The sequence below is a fragment of the Pseudomonas sp. WP18 genome (genome assembly GCF_036689585.1).
Lineage (GTDB): Bacteria > Pseudomonadota > Gammaproteobacteria > Pseudomonadales > Pseudomonadaceae > Aquipseudomonas > Aquipseudomonas chlororaphis_E.
On sequence record NZ_CP144758.1, the window covers coordinates 5,968,813 to 5,987,437 of the forward strand.

General features: G+C 61.2%; 18 protein-coding genes. 2 read left to right on the plus strand and 16 right to left on the minus strand.

Features of this window, described 5'->3' with window-relative positions:
* Nucleotides 1-208 precede the first annotated feature (208 nt).
* The 8 genes from V5F23_RS26680 to V5F23_RS26715 all read right to left on the minus strand — a co-directional run bounded on the left by V5F23_RS26680 (nucleotide 209) and on the right by V5F23_RS26715 (nucleotide 9,381).
* The gene (locus V5F23_RS26680) at nucleotides 209-1,096 is read right to left on the minus strand and encodes an ABC transporter permease subunit (RefSeq protein WP_042729312.1); all 888 of its coding nucleotides are present in this window, start codon (nucleotides 1,094-1,096) and stop codon (nucleotides 209-211) included.
* Entirely contained in the window at nucleotides 1,093-2,013 is a 921-nt protein-coding gene (locus V5F23_RS26685) for an ABC transporter permease subunit (RefSeq protein ID WP_042729313.1), read from the minus strand. Before V5F23_RS26685 ends, V5F23_RS26680 begins: the two co-directional genes overlap by 4 nt.
* Nucleotides 2,010-3,152 carry a polyamine ABC transporter ATP-binding protein gene (gene potA / locus V5F23_RS26690; RefSeq protein WP_042729314.1) on the minus strand — a complete coding sequence of 381 codons (1,143 nt, stop codon included), beginning with the start codon at nucleotides 3,150-3,152 and terminating at the stop codon, nucleotides 2,010-2,012. Before potA ends, V5F23_RS26685 begins: the two co-directional genes overlap by 4 nt.
* 67 nt (nucleotides 3,153-3,219) lie before the next feature.
* The gene (locus tag V5F23_RS26695) at nucleotides 3,220-4,317 is read right to left on the minus strand and encodes a polyamine ABC transporter substrate-binding protein (protein WP_042729315.1); all 1,098 of its coding nucleotides are present in this window, start codon (nucleotides 4,315-4,317) and stop codon (nucleotides 3,220-3,222) included.
* A gap of 185 nt (nucleotides 4,318-4,502) precedes the next feature.
* Complete coding sequence (locus V5F23_RS26700) at nucleotides 4,503-5,615, minus strand: polyamine ABC transporter substrate-binding protein (protein WP_042729316.1); 1,113 nt, start codon at nucleotides 5,613-5,615, stop codon at nucleotides 4,503-4,505.
* A 166-nt stretch (nucleotides 5,616-5,781) separates the two neighbouring features.
* Nucleotides 5,782-7,146, minus strand: coding sequence for an aspartate aminotransferase family protein (locus V5F23_RS26705; RefSeq protein WP_042729317.1), 1,365 nt, complete (start codon nucleotides 7,144-7,146; stop codon nucleotides 5,782-5,784).
* 59 nt (nucleotides 7,147-7,205) lie between these two features.
* The gene (locus V5F23_RS26710) at nucleotides 7,206-8,564 is read right to left on the minus strand and encodes a glutamine synthetase family protein (RefSeq protein ID WP_042729318.1); all 1,359 of its coding nucleotides are present in this window, start codon (nucleotides 8,562-8,564) and stop codon (nucleotides 7,206-7,208) included.
* A 40-nt stretch (nucleotides 8,565-8,604) separates the two neighbouring features.
* Nucleotides 8,605-9,381: a gamma-glutamyl-gamma-aminobutyrate hydrolase family protein gene (locus V5F23_RS26715; protein WP_042729319.1), complete on the minus strand. Its 777-nt coding sequence runs from the start codon at nucleotides 9,379-9,381 to the stop codon at nucleotides 8,605-8,607.
* Nucleotides 9,382-9,659: 278 nt separating this feature from the next.
* On the opposite strand from V5F23_RS26715, the gene V5F23_RS26720 reads away from it, so the two are divergent.
* Together V5F23_RS26720 and V5F23_RS26725 are read left to right on the plus strand one after the other, a co-directional pair.
* Nucleotides 9,660-11,036, plus strand: coding sequence for a glutamine synthetase family protein (locus V5F23_RS26720; RefSeq protein WP_042729320.1), 1,377 nt, complete (start codon nucleotides 9,660-9,662; stop codon nucleotides 11,034-11,036).
* Nucleotides 11,037-11,363: 327 nt separating this feature from the next.
* Nucleotides 11,364-11,999, plus strand: coding sequence for a TetR/AcrR family transcriptional regulator (locus tag V5F23_RS26725; RefSeq protein WP_042729321.1), 636 nt, complete (start codon nucleotides 11,364-11,366; stop codon nucleotides 11,997-11,999).
* Between the two features lie 12 nt (nucleotides 12,000-12,011).
* Here the strand turns inward: V5F23_RS26725 and V5F23_RS26730 are convergent, their stop codons facing one another.
* The 8 genes from V5F23_RS26730 to ssuE form a co-directional block, all read right to left on the minus strand.
* Nucleotides 12,012-13,226, minus strand: a complete 1,215-nt coding sequence (locus tag V5F23_RS26730) for a type II toxin-antitoxin system HipA family toxin (RefSeq protein ID WP_042729322.1) — start codon at nucleotides 13,224-13,226, stop codon at nucleotides 12,012-12,014.
* Nucleotides 13,226-13,543, minus strand: coding sequence for a hypothetical protein (locus V5F23_RS26735; protein ID WP_042729323.1), 318 nt, complete (start codon nucleotides 13,541-13,543; stop codon nucleotides 13,226-13,228). The genes V5F23_RS26730 and V5F23_RS26735 overlap by 1 nt, the downstream gene beginning before the upstream one ends.
* 188 nt (nucleotides 13,544-13,731) lie before the next feature.
* A complete protein-coding gene (locus V5F23_RS26740) occupies nucleotides 13,732-13,947 on the minus strand; it encodes a TOBE domain-containing protein (protein WP_003177394.1) in 216 nt (71 codons plus the stop codon).
* Between the two features lie 105 nt (nucleotides 13,948-14,052).
* A complete protein-coding gene (gene ssuB / locus V5F23_RS26745) occupies nucleotides 14,053-14,859 on the minus strand; it encodes an aliphatic sulfonates ABC transporter ATP-binding protein (protein WP_042729324.1) in 807 nt (268 codons plus the stop codon).
* Nucleotides 14,856-15,638 (minus strand): aliphatic sulfonate ABC transporter permease SsuC, encoded by a 783-nt coding sequence (ssuC, locus tag V5F23_RS26750; protein WP_123579203.1) that lies wholly within the window; start codon nucleotides 15,636-15,638, stop codon nucleotides 14,856-14,858. Before ssuC ends, ssuB begins: the two co-directional genes overlap by 4 nt.
* Before the next feature lie 7 nt (nucleotides 15,639-15,645).
* Nucleotides 15,646-16,794, minus strand: a complete 1,149-nt coding sequence (gene ssuD, locus V5F23_RS26755) for an FMNH2-dependent alkanesulfonate monooxygenase (protein WP_042730184.1) — start codon at nucleotides 16,792-16,794, stop codon at nucleotides 15,646-15,648.
* A gap of 25 nt (nucleotides 16,795-16,819) precedes the next feature.
* Nucleotides 16,820-17,785: a sulfonate ABC transporter substrate-binding protein gene (locus V5F23_RS26760; protein WP_042730185.1), complete on the minus strand. Its 966-nt coding sequence runs from the start codon at nucleotides 17,783-17,785 to the stop codon at nucleotides 16,820-16,822.
* 91 nt (nucleotides 17,786-17,876) lie between these two features.
* A complete protein-coding gene (ssuE, locus tag V5F23_RS26765; RefSeq protein WP_042730186.1) occupies nucleotides 17,877-18,470 on the minus strand; it encodes an NADPH-dependent FMN reductase in 594 nt (197 codons plus the stop codon).
* Nucleotides 18,471-18,625 lie beyond the last annotated feature (155 nt).

The window sequence follows — 18,625 nt, forward strand, 5'->3', positions numbered from 1 at the left end:
GCTCTGTGGTGGCCACAGACTCAAGGCAATCCCACCATTGCTCTGTGGTGGCCACAGACTCAAGGCAATCCCACCATTGCTCTGTGGTGACCACAGACTCAAGGCAACCGCAAAACCTGTGGGAGCGGGCTTGCCCGCGAAGACGGCCGCACAGCCAACATCGCCATTGACTGACCCACCGCCTTCGCGAGCAAGCTCGCTCCCACATTCACACCTGGGCGGTCGCGGCGCGGCGCACTTCCGGTTGTTTCCAGGAGTCGGCGGCGCTTTCCTCGATGGCTTGCTGGATGGCGCGCTTGCGGTTCTCTTCGGCGCGACGGCTGAAGTACCAGACCAGGAACGTCACCAGCGACACCGCCAGCAGGATCAGGCTGGCCACGGCGTTGATCTCCGGCTTGACCCCCAGGCGCACCGCCGAGAACACTTCCATCGGCAAGGTCGTCGATCCCGGCCCCGACACGAAGCTGGCCAACACCAGGTCATCCAGGGACAGCGCGAACGACATCATGCCCCCCGCCGCCAGCGACGGCGCGATCATCGGGATGGTGATCAGGAAGAACACCTTCCACGGCCGCGCGCCCAGGTCCATGGCCGCCTCTTCGATGGACAGGTCCAGTTCACGCAAGCGGGCCGAAACCACCACCGCCACGTAGGCCGCGCAGAACGTCGTGTGGGCGATCCAGATCGTGACGATGCCACGCTCCTGGGGCCAGCCGATGATCTGCGCCATGGCCACGAACAGCAGCAACAGCGACAGGCCAGTGATCACCTCCGGCATGACCAGTGGCGCGGTGACCAGCCCACCAAACAACGTACGCCCCTTGAAGTGAGTGATGCGGGTCAGCACGAAGGCCGCCAGCGTACCCAGCGCCACGGCGGCCACCGCCGTGTAGCAGGCGATTTCCAGCGAGCGCAGCACCGACCCCATCAACTGGGTGTTGTCCAGCAGGCCGACGTACCACTTGATCGACCAGCCGCCCCACACTGTCACCAGTTTCGAGGCGTTGAACGAGTAGATCACCAGGATCAGCATCGGTGCGTAGATGAACAGCAAACCCAGCACCAGCATCAGGCTTGAAAAACTGAAGCGCTTCATTCCTTGCCCTCCATTTCCTTGGCCTGACTGCGGTTGAACAGGATGATGGGCACGATCAGGATTGCCAGCATCACCACCGCCAGGGCGGATGCCACCGGCCAGTCACGGTTGTTGAAGAATTCCTGCCACAGCACTTTGCCGATCATCAGGGTTTCCGGACCGCCCAGCAGTTCCGGGATCACGAACTCGCCCACCACGGGGATGAACACCAGCATGGCCCCGGCGATGATGCCGTTCTTGGACAGCGGCACGGTGATTTTCCAGAAGCTGTTGAACGTGCTCGATCCCAGGTCGGAAGCGGCCTCCAGCAGGCTGGGGTCGTGTTTGACCAGGTTGGCGTACAGCGGCAGGATCATGAACGGCAGGTAGGAGTAGACCACCCCGATGTAGACCGCCAGGTTGGTGTTGAGGATCTGCAACGGTTCGCTGATCCAGCCCATGCTCAGCAGGAAACCGTTGAGCAAGCCGTTGTTGCTGAGGATGCCCATCCACGCATAGACGCGGATCAGGATCGCGGTCCAGGTCGGCATCATGATCAACAGCACCAGCACCGTCTGGATTTCCTTGCGGGCGTTGGCGATGCCGTAGGCCATCGGATAACCGATCAACAGGCACAACACGGTGCTGATCAGCGCCATCTTCAGCGAGCCGAGGTAGGCGGCGATGTACAGCTCATCGTCGCTCAACATCGCGTAGTTGGCGAAATTGAGCAGCACCTGCAGCTTCTGGTCGACGTAGCTGTAGATCTCGGTGTATGGCGGAATGGCCACGTCGGCTTCGGCGAAGCTGATCTTCAGGACAATGAAGAACGGCAACATGAAGAACAGGAACAGCCAGATGAAAGGCACCCCGATGACCAGTTGACGGCCACCGGGCGTTATTCGATCGAGTCGGCGTTTGAATTTGCGCATGTTCATGAGCGAAGCACCACGCCGCTGTCATCTTCCCACCAGACGAACACCTGGTCGCCCCAGGTCGGGCGCTGGCCACGGCGCTCGGCGTTGGCGACGAAGGACTGCACCAGCTTGCCGCTCGGCAGTTCGACGTAGAACACCGAGTGCCCGCCCAGATAGGCGATATCGTGGACCTTGCCGCTGGACCAGTTGTGCTCGCAGGTCGGCTGTTCGACGGTCACCAGCAGTTTTTCCGGGCGAATGGCGTAGGTCACCGACTTGTCCTGCACCGAGGTGCTGATCCCGTGGCCGACGTAGATGTTGCGGTCCAGGTCCTTGCAGGTCAGCACCGCGTGACCCTCGGCGTCGTCCACCACTTCGGTCTCGAAGATGTTGACGTTGCCGATGAACTCGCAGACCAGCCGGCTGGTCGGGGTCTCGTAGATGTCGATCGGGCTGCCGATCTGGGCGATCCAGCCCAGGTGCATGATCGCGATGCGCTCGGCCATGGTCATGGCCTCTTCCTGGTCGTGGGTCACCATCACGCAGGTCACACCGACCCGCTCGATGATCTCGACCAGCTCGAGCTGCATCTGCGAGCGCAGCTTCTTGTCCAGGGCGCCCATGGGTTCGTCGAGCAGCAACAGCTTTGGACGCTTGGCCAGGGAACGGGCCAGGGCCACGCGCTGGCGCTGGCCGCCGGAGAGCTGGTGCGGCTTGCGCTTGGCGTACTGGCTCATCTGCACCAGCTTGAGCATTTCCGCCACGCGGGCCTCGATCTCAGGCTTGGGGATCCTGTCCTGTTGCAGGCCGAAGGCGATGTTCTGCGCCACGGTCATGTGCGGGAACAGGGCGTAGGACTGGAACATCATGTTGATCGGCCGCTCGTACGGCGGCATGTCGGTAATGTCCACACCGTCGAGGAAAATGCGCCCCTCCGTGGGCCGCTCGAAGCCGGCGAGCATGCGCAGCAAGGTGGATTTGCCCGAACCCGAACCACCGAGCAAGGCGAAGATCTCGCCTTTCTTGATCTCCAGGGACACATCGTCCACGGCAATCGTCTCGTCGAACTTCTTCGTGACCCGGTCGATTTTGACCAGCACCTGCTTGGGTGTCTGGTCGCCCTCGAGGGCTTTCTTATAGGCGCCGGAGGCAACTGCCATTTTCGAAACTCCCACAGAATTTACTGTTCGCCCCATGCGGGCGAGCGTTTAGTTAGAGCGCTTAACGCTATTTACCCGACTTGACCTTGGTCCAGCTGCGGGTCATGAGTCGTTGAATCTTGGGCGGCAACTCGGAGTTGACGTACAGCTTGTCGACGACCGCCTGCGGTGGGTACACCGCTTCATCGGTGCGCACTTTCTGATCCATCAGTTCGCCCGCCTTCGGGTTCGGGTTGGCGTAGCCGACGGTGTCGCTCACTTGGGCGATCACCTCAGGCTTGAGCAGGTAGTTGATGAAGGCGTGGGCCTCCTTGACGTTGGTGGCGTCGCGCGGGATCGCCAACATGTCGAACCAGAGGTTGCCGCCTTCCTTGGGGATCACGTAGGCGATCTCGACGCCTTTACCGGCTTCGCTGGCACGCGAGCGGGCCTGGAAGATGTCGCCGGAGAAACCGGCGGCCACGCAGATCTCGCCATTGGCCAGATCAGAGATGTACTTGGAGGAATTGAAGTAGGTCACGTACGGCCGGATCTTGAGGAGCTGGGCCTCGGCCTTCTTGTAGTCTTCAGGGTTTTCGCTGTTGGGGCTCAGGCCCAGGTAGTTGAGCATCGCCGGGATCATTTCGTCGCCCGAGTCGAGGAACGACACGCCGCAGCTGGAGAGTTTCTTGATGTTTTCCGGCTCGAATAGCATGGCCCACGAGTCGATCTTGTCGACGCCCAGCACCGCCTTGACCTTCTCGACGTTGTAGCCGATGCCGTTGGTGCCCCACAGGTACGGCACGGCGTACTGGTTGCCCGGGTCGTTACGCTCCAGGCGCTTGAGCAGCGCGGGGTCCAGGTTGGCGTAGTTGGGCAACTGGGCCTTGTCGAGTTTCTGGAACGCCCCGGCCTTGATCTGCTTGCCCAGGAAGTGGTTGGACGGCACGACCACGTCGTAGCCGGTACGACCGGCCAGTAACTTGCCTTCCAGGGTTTCGTTGGAATCGAACACGTCATACACCGGCTTGATGCCAGTGGCTTTTTCGAAGTCCGCCAGGGTGGTCTCGCCGATGTAGTCCGACCAGTTATAAATATGCACGGTGGAAGCAGCCTGGACACTGACGGCGAGCGTCAGGCCGGCGCCGACCAGCAAGGCGTTGCGTAACAAAGAAAAGACTGGCACGTGGAGGTCCTCTTAAATAGTTGGGCCCAAGTTGCCCCCGTTACCTGGCCACGACAGGCCCTGCAACAAAACCGGCGCGCAACTTACCCTCGATAAACCGATCCAGCAAAACTTTTAATTATTCTTGGCTTCCTGTTGCCGCCGCCCTGGAGGGTGACGGCGACAGGAAAGTACTTCAGGCCGGCTTACTTGCCGGATTTGATCTTGGTCCAGCTGCGGGTCAGGATCCGCTGGGTGGCCGGCGGCAAGTCACTGATCGCGTAGAGCTTGGCTTTCACTTCATCCGACGGGTAGATGTTCGGGTCGCCGGAGATATCTTTTTCCACCAGCGCCGTCGCCGCCTTGTTGCCGTTCGGGAAGCGTACGTTGTTGGTGATCTCGGCCATGATTTCCGGCTTCAGCAGGAAGTTCATGTACTGGTAGGCCGCGTCGACGTTTTCGGCGTCCTTGGGAATGGCGACCATGTCATAGAAGGAACCGGCGCCCTCTTTTGGAATGGCGTAGGCCACCTTGACCTTGCCACCCGCTTCGGCAGCGCGGGACTTGGACTGTTCGATATCGCCCGAGTAACCCACGGCGACGCAGATGTTGCCGTTGGCCAGGTCAGAGATGTACTTGGACGAATGGAAATAGCTGATCGAAGGACGGATCTTGAGGAACAGTGCCTCGGCGTCGGCCAGTTGTTTCTTGTCCTGGCTGTCGGTCGGGTAGCCCAGGTAGTGCAACGCCACCGGGATCATTTCGGTCGGTGAGTCGAGGAAACTCACGCCGCAGCCCTTGAGCTTGGCGATGTTCTCCGGCTTGAGCAGGGTGTCCCACGAGTCGATCTTGTCGACGCCCAGCGCGGCCTTGACCTTCTCCGGGTTGTAGCCGATACCGATGGTGCCCCACATGTAAGGGAAGGCATGCTGGTTGCCCTTGTCGCTGGCATCGCCAACGGCCTTGAGCAGGTCGGTGTCGAGATTCTTCCAGTTGGTCAGCTTGGACTTGTCCAGTGGCTGGTAGACGCCGGCCTTGATCTGCTTGGCCAGGAAGTTGTTCGACGGCACCACGATGTCATAACCGGATTTGCCGGCCAGCAACTTGGCTTCGAGGGTTTCGTTGCTGTCGAACACGTCGTAGACGACCTTGATCCCCGTTTCCTTCTCGAACTTGGCGACGGTGTCCGGCGCAATATAGTCGGACCAGTTATAGACGTGCAGCACTTTGTCGTCCGCCTGGACGGCACCCGCCATCGCGCCCACCAGCGACATGGCGAGGAGGGTCTTGCCAGCTATCTTCATACCTAATGCCTTCATGGATTGATGCTCCAGTTATTCTTTTTAGCCACGTTCAGTAGCCGGCTCGCGGGCAACTTGAACAGTCGGTAGTCTGGCAAGTTACAGGGCAGGCTTTCAACACAAGCCCGGCCTTTTGTTCGCACTGGGCGAGGCCCTTGTAAGCGCCTCGCTCAGAGCCTAGCACTTAGCCTTGCAACGCACTGAGGGTCAGGTCCAGGCACTGCCGCGCCTTGGTCACCAGTTCGTCGATCTCGGCCTTGCTGATCACCAGTGGCGGCGCAATGATCATGGTGTCGCCCACCGCACGCATGATCAGCCCGTTGTCGAAGCAGAACTGCCGGCAGATCATGCCCACGCCCCGACCTTCATAGCGCTTGCGCGTGGCCTTGTCCTGAACCAGTTCGATTGCCCCCAGCAGGCCGACACCCCGGACCTCACCCACCAGCGGATGATCGTTCAGTTCCCGCAAACGCTTCTGCAAATAGGGTGCCGTTTCGTTGTGGACGCGCTCGATGATCTTTTCTTCGCGCAGGATGCGAATGTTCTCCAGGGCCACCGCGGCGGCCACCGGGTGACCGGAGTAGGTGAAGCCGTGGTTGAAGTCGCCCCCTTCATTGAGCACGTCGACCACATCGTCACGCACGATCAGCCCGCCCATGGGGATGTAGCCGGAGGTCAGGCCCTTGGCGATGGTCATCATGTGCGGCTTCAAGCCGAAATGATCGGTGCCGAACCATTCCCCGGTGCGGCCAAAACCGCAGATCACTTCGTCGGCCACGAACAGGATGTCGTACTTAGCGAGGATTTCCTTCACCCGCGGCCAGTAGCTGTCCGGCGGAACGATCACGCCGCCCGCGCCTTGGATCGGCTCGGCGATGAACGCACCGACGTTGTCCACGCCGACCTCCAGGATCTTGGCTTCCAGTTGGTCGGCCGCCCACACGCCGAAGGCCTCCGGGCTCATGTCGCCGCCTTCGCCGAACCAATAGGGCTGGGCGATGTGGACGATGCCCGGGATCGGCAGGTCGCCCTGCTCGTGCATGTAGGTCATGCCGCCCAGGCTCGCGCCGGCCACGGTCGAACCGTGATAGCCGTTCTTGCGGCTGATGATGACTTTCTTGTTCGGCTGGCCCTTGATCGCCCAGTAATGGCGAACCATGCGCAGCATGGTGTCGTTGCCTTCGGAGCCGGAGCCGGTGAAGAACACATGGTTCATGCCTTCAGGGGCGATATCGGCGATGGCCTTGGACAGCTCCAGCACCGGCGGGTGAGCGGTCTGGAAGAACAGGTTGTAGTACGGCAGTTCGCGCATCTGCCGGCTGGCGGCGTCGGCCAGTTCATCACGGCCGTAACCGACGGCCACGCACCAGAGGCCGGCCATGCCATCGAGGATCTGGTTGCCTTCGCTGTCCCAGAGGTAGACGCCCTTGGCGCGGGTGATGATGCGCGGGCCTTTCTCCTTGAGTTGCTTGAAGTCGCTGAACGGCGCCAGGTGATGATCGTTGCTCAGGGCCTGCCATTCGCGGGTTTGCGGGTTGTTGCCGGTCATGCGGATTCTCCTTTCGTATCGGTGGGGGCGAGGCTGGCGCGGCAGCCCCGCCCGGCGCTTCAGACGGCAAAGAGCAGGAATTCCCGCTCCCACGAACTGATGACGCGCTTGAAGTTTTCATGCTCGGCCCGCTTGACCGCGACGTAGCCCGTGATGAATTTCTTGCCCAGGTATTTCTCGATGGTGGCGCTGTTTTCCATGCGCTCCAACGCATCTTCGATGGTCAGCGGCAGGCGCAGGTTCCGGCGTTCGTAACCCCGTCCCACCACCGGCGCACTCGGGTTGATGCCTTCGACCATGCCGATGAAACCGCACAGCAGGCTCGCGGCAATGGCCAGGTACGGGTTGGCGTCGGCGCCCGGCAGGCGGTTTTCCACCCGACGGTTCTGTGGCCCGGCATCCGGCACGCGCAGGCCGACGGTGCGGTTTTCTTCGCCCCACTCCACGTTCACGGGCGCCGAGGTATCCGGCAGGAAGCGGCGGAACGAGTTGACGTTGGGGGCGAACAGCGGCAGCAGCTCGGGGATGAGCTTCTGCAAGCCGCCGATGTGGTGCAGGAACAGCTCGCTCATGGTCCCGTCTTCATTGGAGAAGACGTTCTTGCCGGTGTCCTTGTCGATGATGCTCTGGTGCAGGTGCATTGCACTGCCCGGCTCGCCGGTCATGGGTTTGGCCATGAAGGTCGCGGCCACGTTGTGCTTGAGCGCCGCCTCGCGCATGGTGCGCTTGAACACCAGGATCTGGTCGGCCAGGGACAGGGCGTCGCCATGACGGAAGTTGATTTCCATCTGCGCCGTGCCGTCCTCGTGGATCAGGGTGTCGAGGTCCAGCTCCTGCAACTCGCACCAGTCGTAGACGTCCTCGAACAGCGGGTCGAATTCGTTGGCGGCCTCGATCGAGAACGACTGGCGCCCGGTTTCCGGGCGGCCGGAGCGGCCAACAGGCGGTTGCAGCGGGAAGTCCGGGTCGTCGCTGCGCTTGGTCAGGTAGAACTCCATCTCCGGCGCGACGATCGGCTGCCAGCCTTTGTCGGCGTACAGCTTGAGCACCTTCTTGAGCACGTTGCGCGGCGACAGCTCGATCGGGTTGCCCTGCTTGTCGTAGGAATCGTGGATGACCTGGGCAGTGGGCTCGATGGCCCAGGGCACAAGGAAGACGGCGTTCTCGTCCGGGCGGCATATCATGTCGATGTCGGCAGGATCGAGCAGTTCGTAATAGATGTCGTCTTCGACATAGTCGCCTGTCACGGTCTGGAGCAGGACGCTCTCGGGCAGGCGCATGCCTTTTTCGGCAATGAACTTGTTGGTCGGCGAGATCTTGCCCCGGGTGATACCGGTCAGGTCGCCAATCATGCATTCGACTTCTGTGATCTTGTGGTCTTTCAACCAATCGGTGAGCTGGTCGAGGTTGTTACTCATAAATGCCTCTAGGCGTGAGTTTCCTGACTGCTATTAGTCGTCAGGCGTTGTTTGACGCATCGGCGTCGCGTTGTATTGCCCTTGCTCGGCAGGCATCGCCAAATGCCTGGAAAATCGCAAGGTAGTGCGGGTTAGAGCTTACCGCCCATTCGGGGTGCCACTGCACTCCTAAAGCAAAAGCCTTGCCTTGTATAACCGAAACGGCTTCGATCAGGCCATCCGGCGCCCTCGCTTCAACCCGCAATCCCGGCGCCAGTCGCTCGATGCCCTGGCTGTGGATGGAGTTGACGTCGATCACCGGCGGCAGGCCCAGGCCCGCCAGCACGCCGCCGGGCTGGATATGCACGGCATGGGCCGGGCCGTACTGGATCGCCACCGGCTGGGTGTCGTCTTCACGATGATCGATAAAGGTTCCGACTTCATGAACTTTCTGATGCAGGCTACCGCCAAAGGCTACGTTCATTTCCTGGAAACCGCGGCAGATCCCCAGCACCGGGACGCCTGCCTCGACGGCGGCGCGGATCAGCGGCAGGGTGGTGGCATCGCGTGCAGGATCATGAGCAGTGCCCGGCGCACTGGCAGGGCCATGGTAGTGAAAAGGTTCTACATTGGAAGGAGAGCCGGTAAAGAGAATACCGTCCAGGGCGTCCAGAATAACGGACGGGGAGAACAGATCCGCCAGGGACGCAATCAGCATGGGCAAGCCCTTGGCGGCTGTCGCGACAGCCCGGGAATATTTATCGCCGCTGATGTGATACGCATGCAGGCCCAACTGCCTGGAGCAGGTGGTGACGCCGATTAACGGCAGGCGAGACATGAAGCACCCCGGTATTATTGCTGTTATGGGTTTGAATCGAGCTTAGCCTTGTTCATTTTTTTACACAACACCCCCGTAAAAAATACAACACGGCCCGCTCAAGCCCGCGGTCGACACGACCTTCAAAGGGAAAAAAACGCCCTAAATTGCCTCAAAAAAGCCCCACGAGTGCTTTTTTAGGGCAAAAAAGGCCCTGCTTGACTTCGGCATGCCGTTCGGGTTGACTGGCTTTCGAAGAGATCAATGATTGATATTTTTAACAACAAAGGTGTTGCATCATGTCGGTACCCCCGCGTGCCGTTCAGCTTAACGAAGCGAACGCGTTCCTTAAGGAACATCCTGAGGTTCTGTACGTTGACCTTCTGATTGCGGATATGAATGGTGTGGTGCGCGGCAAGCGCATCGAACGCACCAGCCTCCACAAGGTTTACGAGAAAGGCATCAACCTGCCGGCCTCCCTGTTTGCCCTGGACATCAATGGCTCGACGGTGGAAAGCACCGGCCTGGGCCTGGACATCGGCGATGCCGACCGGATCTGCTACCCCATCCCCGGCACCCTGAGCAATGAGCCCTGGCAAAAGCGCCCCACCGCGCAACTGCTGATGACCATGCACGAGCTCGAAGGCGAGCCGTTCTTCGCCGACCCCCGCGAGGTCCTGCGCCAGGTCGTGACCAAGTTCGATGAGCTGGGCCTGACCATCTGCGCCGCGTTCGAGTTGGAGTTCTACCTGATCGACCAGGAGAACGTGAATGGACGCCCACAACCGCCCCGCTCCCCCATCTCCGGCAAGCGTCCGCATTCGACCCAGGTCTACCTGATTGACGACCTCGACGAATATGTCGATTGCCTCCAGGACATCCTCGAAGGCGCCAAGGAACAAGGCATTCCCGCCGACGCCATCGTCAAGGAAAGTGCCCCGGCGCAGTTCGAAGTGAACCTGCACCACGTCGCCGACCCGATCAAGGCCTGCGACTATGCGGTCCTGCTCAAGCGCCTGATCAAGAACATCGCCTACGACCATGAAATGGACACCACCTTCATGGCCAAGCCGTACCCAGGCCAGGCGGGCAATGGTCTGCACGTTCACATTTCGGTCCTGGACAAAGACGGCAAGAACATCTTTGCCAGCGAGGATCCCGAGCAGAACGCCGCGCTGCGTCACGCGATCGGCGGTGTGCTCGAGACCCTGCCCGCGCAGATGGCCTTCCTCTGCCCGAACGTCAACTCCTACCGCCGTTTCGGCGCCCAGTTCTACGTGCCGAACTCGCCGACCTGGGGCCTGGACAACCGCACCGTGGCCTTGCGCGTACCGACCGGCGCTGCCGATGCCGTGCGCCTGGAACACCGTGTGGCCGGCGCCGACGCCAACCCATACCTGCTGATGGCCTCCGTGCTGGCTGGCGTGCACCATGGCCTGGTCAACAAGATCGAGCCGGGTGCTCCGGTCGAAGGCAACAGCTACGAGCAGAACGAGCAAAGCCTGCCGAACAACCTGCGCGATGCCCTGCGCGAGCTGGACGACAGCGAAGTCATGGCCAAGTACATCGACCCGAAATACATCGATATCTTCGTGGCCTGCAAGGAAAGCGAGCTGGAGGAGTTCGAACACTCCATCTCCGACCTTGAATACAACTGGTACCTGCATACCGTGTAAGCGGTTGCGGTAGAGAAAACGCCGCAGGCCTTCACGGGCTGCGGCGTTTTTTATGGCTGTTCAGCCCAGATGATGAATTGGCTGCCTCCACAATGGTCCGGCTAGACGCAAGACCGTGGCGAGGGAGCTTGCTCCCGCTGGGCTGCGCAGCAGCCCCAAAAAAGGCTTGAGCGATCAACTTGAAGCACCGCAGTGACTGACGTCGGGGCTGCTGCGCAGCCCAGCGGGAGCAAACTCCCTCGCCACAGGTTTCTTTTCCTCACAAGCGCCGCTATGGACCCTCCGCTCGCTCTGCGTACAATGCCCGCAGTCCCGCAGGAGCCACCCATGACGCGCACCGCCACCCCTCGCAAACCCCGCGCACGCAGCCAGGCCCGGATCGACTCGATTCTCGACGCCGCCCGCACGCTGCTTGCCGCCGAAGGCGTGGCCAGCCTGTCGATCTACAGCGTCGCTGAACGCGCCGGGATTCCCCCGTCCTCCGTGTATCACTTCTTCGCCAGCGTCCCTGCCCTGCTCGAAGCCCTGACCGCCGATGTCCACGCCGCGTTCCGCGCCTGCCTGCAAGCCCCCATCGACCATGACGCCCTGAACCACTGGCACGACCTGTCACGGCTGGTGGAACAGCGCATGCTCACCATCTATGGCCAGGACGCCGCCGCCCGCCAATTGATCCTGGCCCAGCATGGCCTGACCGAGGTCACCCAGGCCGACCGCCAGCACGACCTCGAACTCGGCGACCTGATGCACAAGCTCTTCGACCGCCATTTCGCCCTGCCGGCCCTGCCCACCGACGTCGACGTGTTCGCCCTGGCCATGGAACTGGGCGACCGCGTCTACGCCCGCTCGGTGCAGCAACACGGGCAGATCACCCCACGCATGGCCGAAGAAGGCATGCGAGTGTTCGACGCGTACCTGGGCCTGTACCTGCCGCCGTATCTGCCCAAGCGAGAAACAGCCTGATCCCCTCAGTCATCAGCTTTTCATACGTTTAGCGCCTATCGCGCTCACACCGAGTTCCAACTCAGCACCCGTCAAATGGCTGGCGTAATGCGCGCCAAGCTCTGCCTCCCAACTGATCACTTCATCCAGGACATCGGTGGCCTGCTCTGGCGTCAAGGCAAAGTGCAGGCAATGGCTGAGCAGGTTCTCTCGACTGATCACTCGCCCACTGCGACCAACCGCCATCGAAAGGTAGGGTGGTGACGAACCCTCCAGTCCCGGGACTACGTCATACATCGGAGCCAACCGCCAGCGTCCCTCGAGCCAGAGAATGGCGTGATTCTTCGGGTGATCATCGTCATTGCCCACCAGGGCGTTGAAACACATGCGCTTGAACAGTTCACGCAAGTCATCATCCGGCACCCCGCGACGCTGCATCTCGTTGGCAAGCCCGGCATACACCCAGGCGCTGCGATCATTGGATCGCCAATCGGCATCCAGGAGCGTCAGCCCGCTCAGCATCGGTATCCGACGGCCGGACTCGGCAATCGGAAATCGGTCGAATCGTTTGACCAGCAACGTCGAGGGCGCACCGAGGTACAGCGCAGTTTTCGCGACATTCAGTCCCTTGAGCGAAGCGAATGTCATGCAGGCATGTTCCATGGCCGGGACATCACAGGTGTCATAGCGATCACGGGGCTTGGCAAGAATGAAGACGCCCTCATCGTGTAATGTACGCTTGGGCCTTGCGCCCCCCAGCGATGAACGTTGTTTGCGCAACTGGAGGGTTTTGATCGCCTCATCATCCAGTTGGTTATCGAAGATCGCTTCGGTGGCCTCGATGAATGCAGACAACCCCTTAAGGGAGGGCAGCGCTTCCTGGCCGATGCCAACGGGTGGATGCCGGCTTATCCCGGCCATGAGGTTGCCGGCGCGATCGTTGTTGGGGGACTTGAGCAGGTAATCGACAGCCTCCAGATCCGCTCGATGAAGGTCTCTCAAGACACGCTCGCCCCAGCCGTCGGGCATTGAATCATTGATGAAACCGGGCACACCGCGGTTGGTGGCAATGCCGGTAAAAGGCTGGATGCGCAACGGATAACGGATGGGATCTGGCACCCAACGATGCTGGGCAACATACTCCGGGTCGTAGCTGAACTCGCCCCGACCATTATCGATGCTCAATCGCCCCAGCGTGCGGATCTCTCCAGTCTGAGGGTCTTCAACATAAATGTAGGCCCTGGCCATCAGAATTCTCCCTTTACACTGGCCAGGCGTACACGAGCGTTGCGAGGCGCTTGAGTGGATACAAGGGATGAAGCTTCGAGCTGTTGACGGCTTTGGAACACTTCCTGGATCAGCCCCAATTGCCACAGCACCAACATGAATGAGCGCAACTCCACAGTGGGGTCGCCCGCCTCGATTTTGCGCACTGTTCGCTCCGACAGCTTAAGAGAAGCGGCAAGATCTTTCTGCCGCTGCCGGTGTTGAAGCCGCCGACTTTTCACCAGCAGGCCAATGGCGTGGAGCGTGTCGGCACAATCAATAGGAAAAAATCCAGACATAAACGGTGCTCTGAAGCTGCTAATGCTTGATAAAACGGACTATAGCACCGCTTAAACAGAATAAATGTTAAAAACAGTCCACTCTTAAAGATCTTATAAATCCCTTTAAATTAGATAAAACGCCTTTTAGTGACGCTAAAAAAGCCCCGAAGGGCTCGCGCCGTTCGGGGCCGTGGGTCACGCACCGCTCACAACTTGGCGATGGACACCTCGGTGGATTTGACGAAGGCGATCACTTCGCTGCCGATTGCCAGCTCCAGCTCTTTCACCGAACGGGTGGTGATGACCGAGGTGACGATGCCGGAGGCCGTTTGCACGTCGATTTCCGAGAGCACGTCGCCTTCGACGATTTCCTTGATGGTGCCTTTGAACTGGTTGCGCACGTTGATGGCTTTGATAGTCATGTTATTTCTCCTGGGGTCGAAATGAGCTGCAAGCTTCGAGCTACAAGCTGCAAGGAAAAGCACGCGCCTCTTCTTGCAGCGTGTCGCTGGCCGCTTGAAGCGGCTTCATTGCGCCCAACGCAACTGCGTGGGCAAGGGTGAAACGGGTTCGGGTTCCGGCGGTTGGCCGGGCAAGGACAGCACACGGTTGAGCACTTCGGTTTCCAGGCTCGCCAGGCGATGAGAGCCGCGAACCCGTGGACGTGGCAGGTCGATGAGCAGGTCGAGGCCGATCTGGCCGTCTTCGATCAGGATGACCCGGTCGGCGATGGCCACCGCTTCGCTGACGTCGTGAGTCACCAGCAACACGGTGAAGCCGTGTGCCTGCCACAGGTTTTCGATCAACTGCTGCATCTCGATACGGGTCAGGGCGTCCAGCGCCCCCAAGGGTTCGTCGAGCAACAGCAAGCGCGGTTGGTGGATCAGCGCCCGGGCCAGGGCCACGCGTTGCTTCTGGCCACCGGACAACGCGGCCGGCCATTCATTGGCACGGTCGGCCAGGCCGACGGCTTCCAACGCCTGCAAGGCTTGCGGCCGCCAGTTGCCCTTGAGCCCAAGACCGACGTTGTCGATGATTTTTTTCCAGGGCAACAAGCGCGCCTCCTGGAACATCAGCCGCGTGTCCTGTTGCACGGCACTCAACGGCGCCGAGCCGGCCAGCAATTGACCCGCGCTGGGTTGGTCGAGGCCGGCCAGCAAGCGCAGCAAAGTACTTTTGCCACAGCCGCTGCGACCGACCACCGCCACGAACTGCCCGGCCGGGATATGCAAGTCGATATCACGCAGCACCGCACGGGTGCCGAAGGTTTTCTGCAACTTGCGCACCGCCAGCGGGATGCCTCGCAGCAGGCGCGGAGGTTGTTGGGCCGTCATGCGACACCTCCCTTGCTCACTTGGTAGGCCGGGTGCCAACGCAACCAGACCCGTTCCAGCCCGCGGGCGGCAAGGTCGGCCAGCTTGCCCAGCACGGCGTACAGAAGAATCGCCAGCACCACAACGTCGGTCTGCAGGAACTCCCGGGCATTCATCGCCAGATAGCCGATGCCGGAACTGGCCGAGATGGTTTCCGCCACGATCAGCGTCAACCACATGAAACCGAGTGCAAACCGCACCCCCACCAGGATCGACGGCAAGGCACCTGGCAGGATCACCTGGCGAAACAGGCTGAAGCCGGACAAGCCATAGCTGCGGGACATCTCCACCAGGGCCGGATCGACATTACGGATGCCGTGATAGGTGTTGAGGTAGATGGGAAACAGCGTGCCCAGCGCCACCAGGAAAATCTTCGCCGACTCGTCGATGCCGAACCACAGGATCACCAGGGGAATCAACGCCAGGTGCGGGACGTTGCGGACCATCTGCACCGAGCTGTCCAACAGGCGCTCGCCCCATTTCGACAGGCCAGTGATAAAGCCCAGGATCAGGCCGATACCGCCGCCGATGGCGAAGCCGACCGCCGCCCGCCAGCCGCTGATGGCCAGGTGCGTCCAGATCTCGCCGCTGCGCACCAGGTTTACCCCGGCCTCGATGACCGCCACCGGTGCCGGCAGGATCCGCGTGGACAGCCAGCCCGCCGATACCGACAGTTGCCAGACCGCCAGCAACAGCAGCGGCACCGCCCAGGGCGCCAGGTTGTGGATAAGTTTTTTCATGGCCGCCTCAGCTCTGTGCGGCGGCTTTGGGGAGAATGTCATTGGCGACCATTTCCCCGAACGGGCTCACGTAGCCCTGGCTCTTGGGCAGTTCCGGGCGCTCCACGTCCAGATGCGGGAACAACAGTTCCGCCACGCGATAGGACTCTTCCAGGTGTGGATAACCCGAGAAGATGAACGTATCGATCCCCAGGTCGGCGTATTCCTTGACCCGCGCGGCGACAGTCGGGCCATCGCCCACCAGTGCCGTGCCGGCACCACCGCGAACCAGGCCGACACCGGCCCAGAGGTTGGGGCTCACTTCCAGTTTGTCGCGCCGACCACCGTGCAGGGCGGCCATGCGTTGCTGGCCCACCGAGTCGAAGCGCGCCAGGGAGGCCTGGGCGCGGGCGATGGTGTCGTCGTCCAGGTGGGAGATCAACCGGTTGGCGGCCTGCCAGGCCTCGGCATTGGTTTCGCGCACGATCACATGCAAGCGGATGCCGAAGCGCACGGTGCGGCCCAGCTTGGCAGCCTTGGCCCGGACCTGTTCGATTTTCTGGGCAACGGCCTCCGGTGGTTCGCCCCAGGTCAGCACCATTTCCACCTGTTCGGCGGCGAGGTCCTGGGCCGCTTCGGAAGAGCCGCCGAAATACAAAGGCGGACGCGGTTGCTGGATCGGCGGGTAGAGCAACTTGGCGCCCTTGACGCTGATGTGCTCGCCGTCGTAATCCACGGTCTCGCCTTCCAGGACCCGACGCCAGATGCGAGTGAACTCCACCGACGCCTGGTAGCGCGCCTCGTGGTCGAGGAACAGGCCGTCGCCGGCCAGTTCGTCCGGGTCGCCACCCGTCACCAGGTTGAACAACGCGCGCCCGCCGGACAACCGGTCCAGGGTTGCGGCCTGACGCGCCGCCACCGTCGGGGAAATGATCCCGGGGCGCAGGGCAACGAGGAACTTCAGGCGCTGAGTCACGGGAATCAACGAGGCCGCCACCAGCCAGGAGTCTTCGCAGGAGCGTCCGGTGGGAATCAGCACGCCACCGAAACCCAGCCGGTCCGCAGCCTGGGCGATCTGTTGCAGGTAGCCGTGATCGACGGCGCGGGCGCCTTCGGCGGTGCCAAGGTAATGGCCGTCGCCGTGGGTGGGCAGGAACCAGAAAATATTGAGGCTCATGGAGTGGTCTCCTAAGGGGGTCGGATTACTGCGCGTTCGCGACGGCCGCCGGTGGCGTCCAGATCACGTCCTTGATGCTCAAGGGCTTGGGTATCAGCTTGAGTTGGTAGAAGCTGTCGGCGATTTTCTGCTGGGCTGCCACCACGTCGGGTGTGAGGAACGAGGCACCGAACCCCTGGCGTTTCATCGAGGTCAGGGTGATCGGCTCAGGCAGGCCGAGCAGCGGCGACACCTGTTTGGTCACGTCTTCAGGATTGGCCTTGGACCACTCCCCCACGGCACGCACTTCGTCCACCAGGGCGGTGATGACCTGGGGATGCTGTTGCGCATAGGGCTTGGTGGCGAGGTAGAACTGATGGTTGTCGACGATGCCCTGGCCGTCGCGCAGGGTCCGTGCCTGCAACTGTTGCTCGGCGGCGGCCTGGTACGGATCCCAGATCACCCAGGCGTCGACACTGCCGCGCTCGAATGCGGCACGGGCGTCGGCCGGTGGCAGGAAAACGGTCTGGATGTCGGTGTATTTCAGACCAGCATCTTCCAACGCCCGCACCAGCAGGTAGTGGACATTGGAACCTTTGTTCAGCGCGACTTTCTTGCCCTTGAGGTCTTGCACCGACTGGATGGGCGACCCCTTGGGCACCAGGATCGCTTCGCTGGTGGGCGCAGGCGGTTCATACGCCACGTAGAGCAAGTCGGCGCCCGCGGCCTGGGCGAACACCGGTGGGGTTTCGCCGGTCACGCCGAAATCGATGGAGCCGACGTTCAGGCCTTCAAGCAGTTGCGGGCCGCCGGGAAACTCGGTCCATTGCACATCCACGCCTTGGGCGGCCAGGCGTTTTTCCAAGGTGCCCTTGGCCTTGAGCAGCACCAGGGTGCCGTACTTCTGATAACCGATCCGCAAGGTCTCGGCTTGAGCCTGGGTAATAGCGCCGAAGGACACAGCCGCAGCAAACAGAGCGACCAGCCCGCGACGCAAAATGACAGTGCGCATGGCGCCTCTCCTTTTTGCTGTGGGGGTGTGGCTGCACCTGCTTGGCCGTTGGCGGCTGAGTAAGGTGAGTTGAAACTGGGTTTACACGGGGTCAAATGCTCCAGCGAGCACTCAACAGGCGTTCATTCAAGACGTGTGGGTCCAGCGGCCTGGGCCGCCGCGCCATGGCACTGAAAAACTGCTCCAGGGCTTCGTTCAAGCGTTGTTGCAGGGCCGGTGCCAATTGCGCCTGGGCAGTGCCTTCGCCATAGGCGATCTGGCTGTCTTCGGCAAAGATCCCCTGGAGCATTTCCTGGGCCTTGAGGGCCGACAACACCGGCTTGAGGGCGTAGTCCACCGCCAGCATGTGGGCGATGCTGCCTCCGGTGGCCATGGGCAGCACGACCTTGTGGCTGAGCGCTCGCTCCGGCAGTAAGTCCAGCAGCGTCTTCAGCGCGCCGGAAAAAGACGCCTTGTACACGGGCGTCGCGATCAACAGGCCGTCGGCGTTGTCGATCTGCTGGAGCAGGTCGACCACCTTGGGGCTGTCGAAACGGGCATGGAGCAAGTCTTCAGCCGGAAAATCACGCACCTGATAACTGACCACTTCCACACCTTGCTGCTGCAACCAACGTTGCGAGCGTTCCAGCAACACCCCGGAGCGTGAGCGCTGGCTGGGGCTGCCACCGAGTGAGACGACCAACATGCCTGCCATTCCTTAACTGTCACGTGCGATTCGCGGTGGGCGATCTCGCTGCATGAGGCAAACCATAACAGGGGATTCATATATCTTTAAATCATATTTATTCATTTGGTTATTCTTTATATGAATATGAAAGCGACGCTCCTCCAGGCATAAAA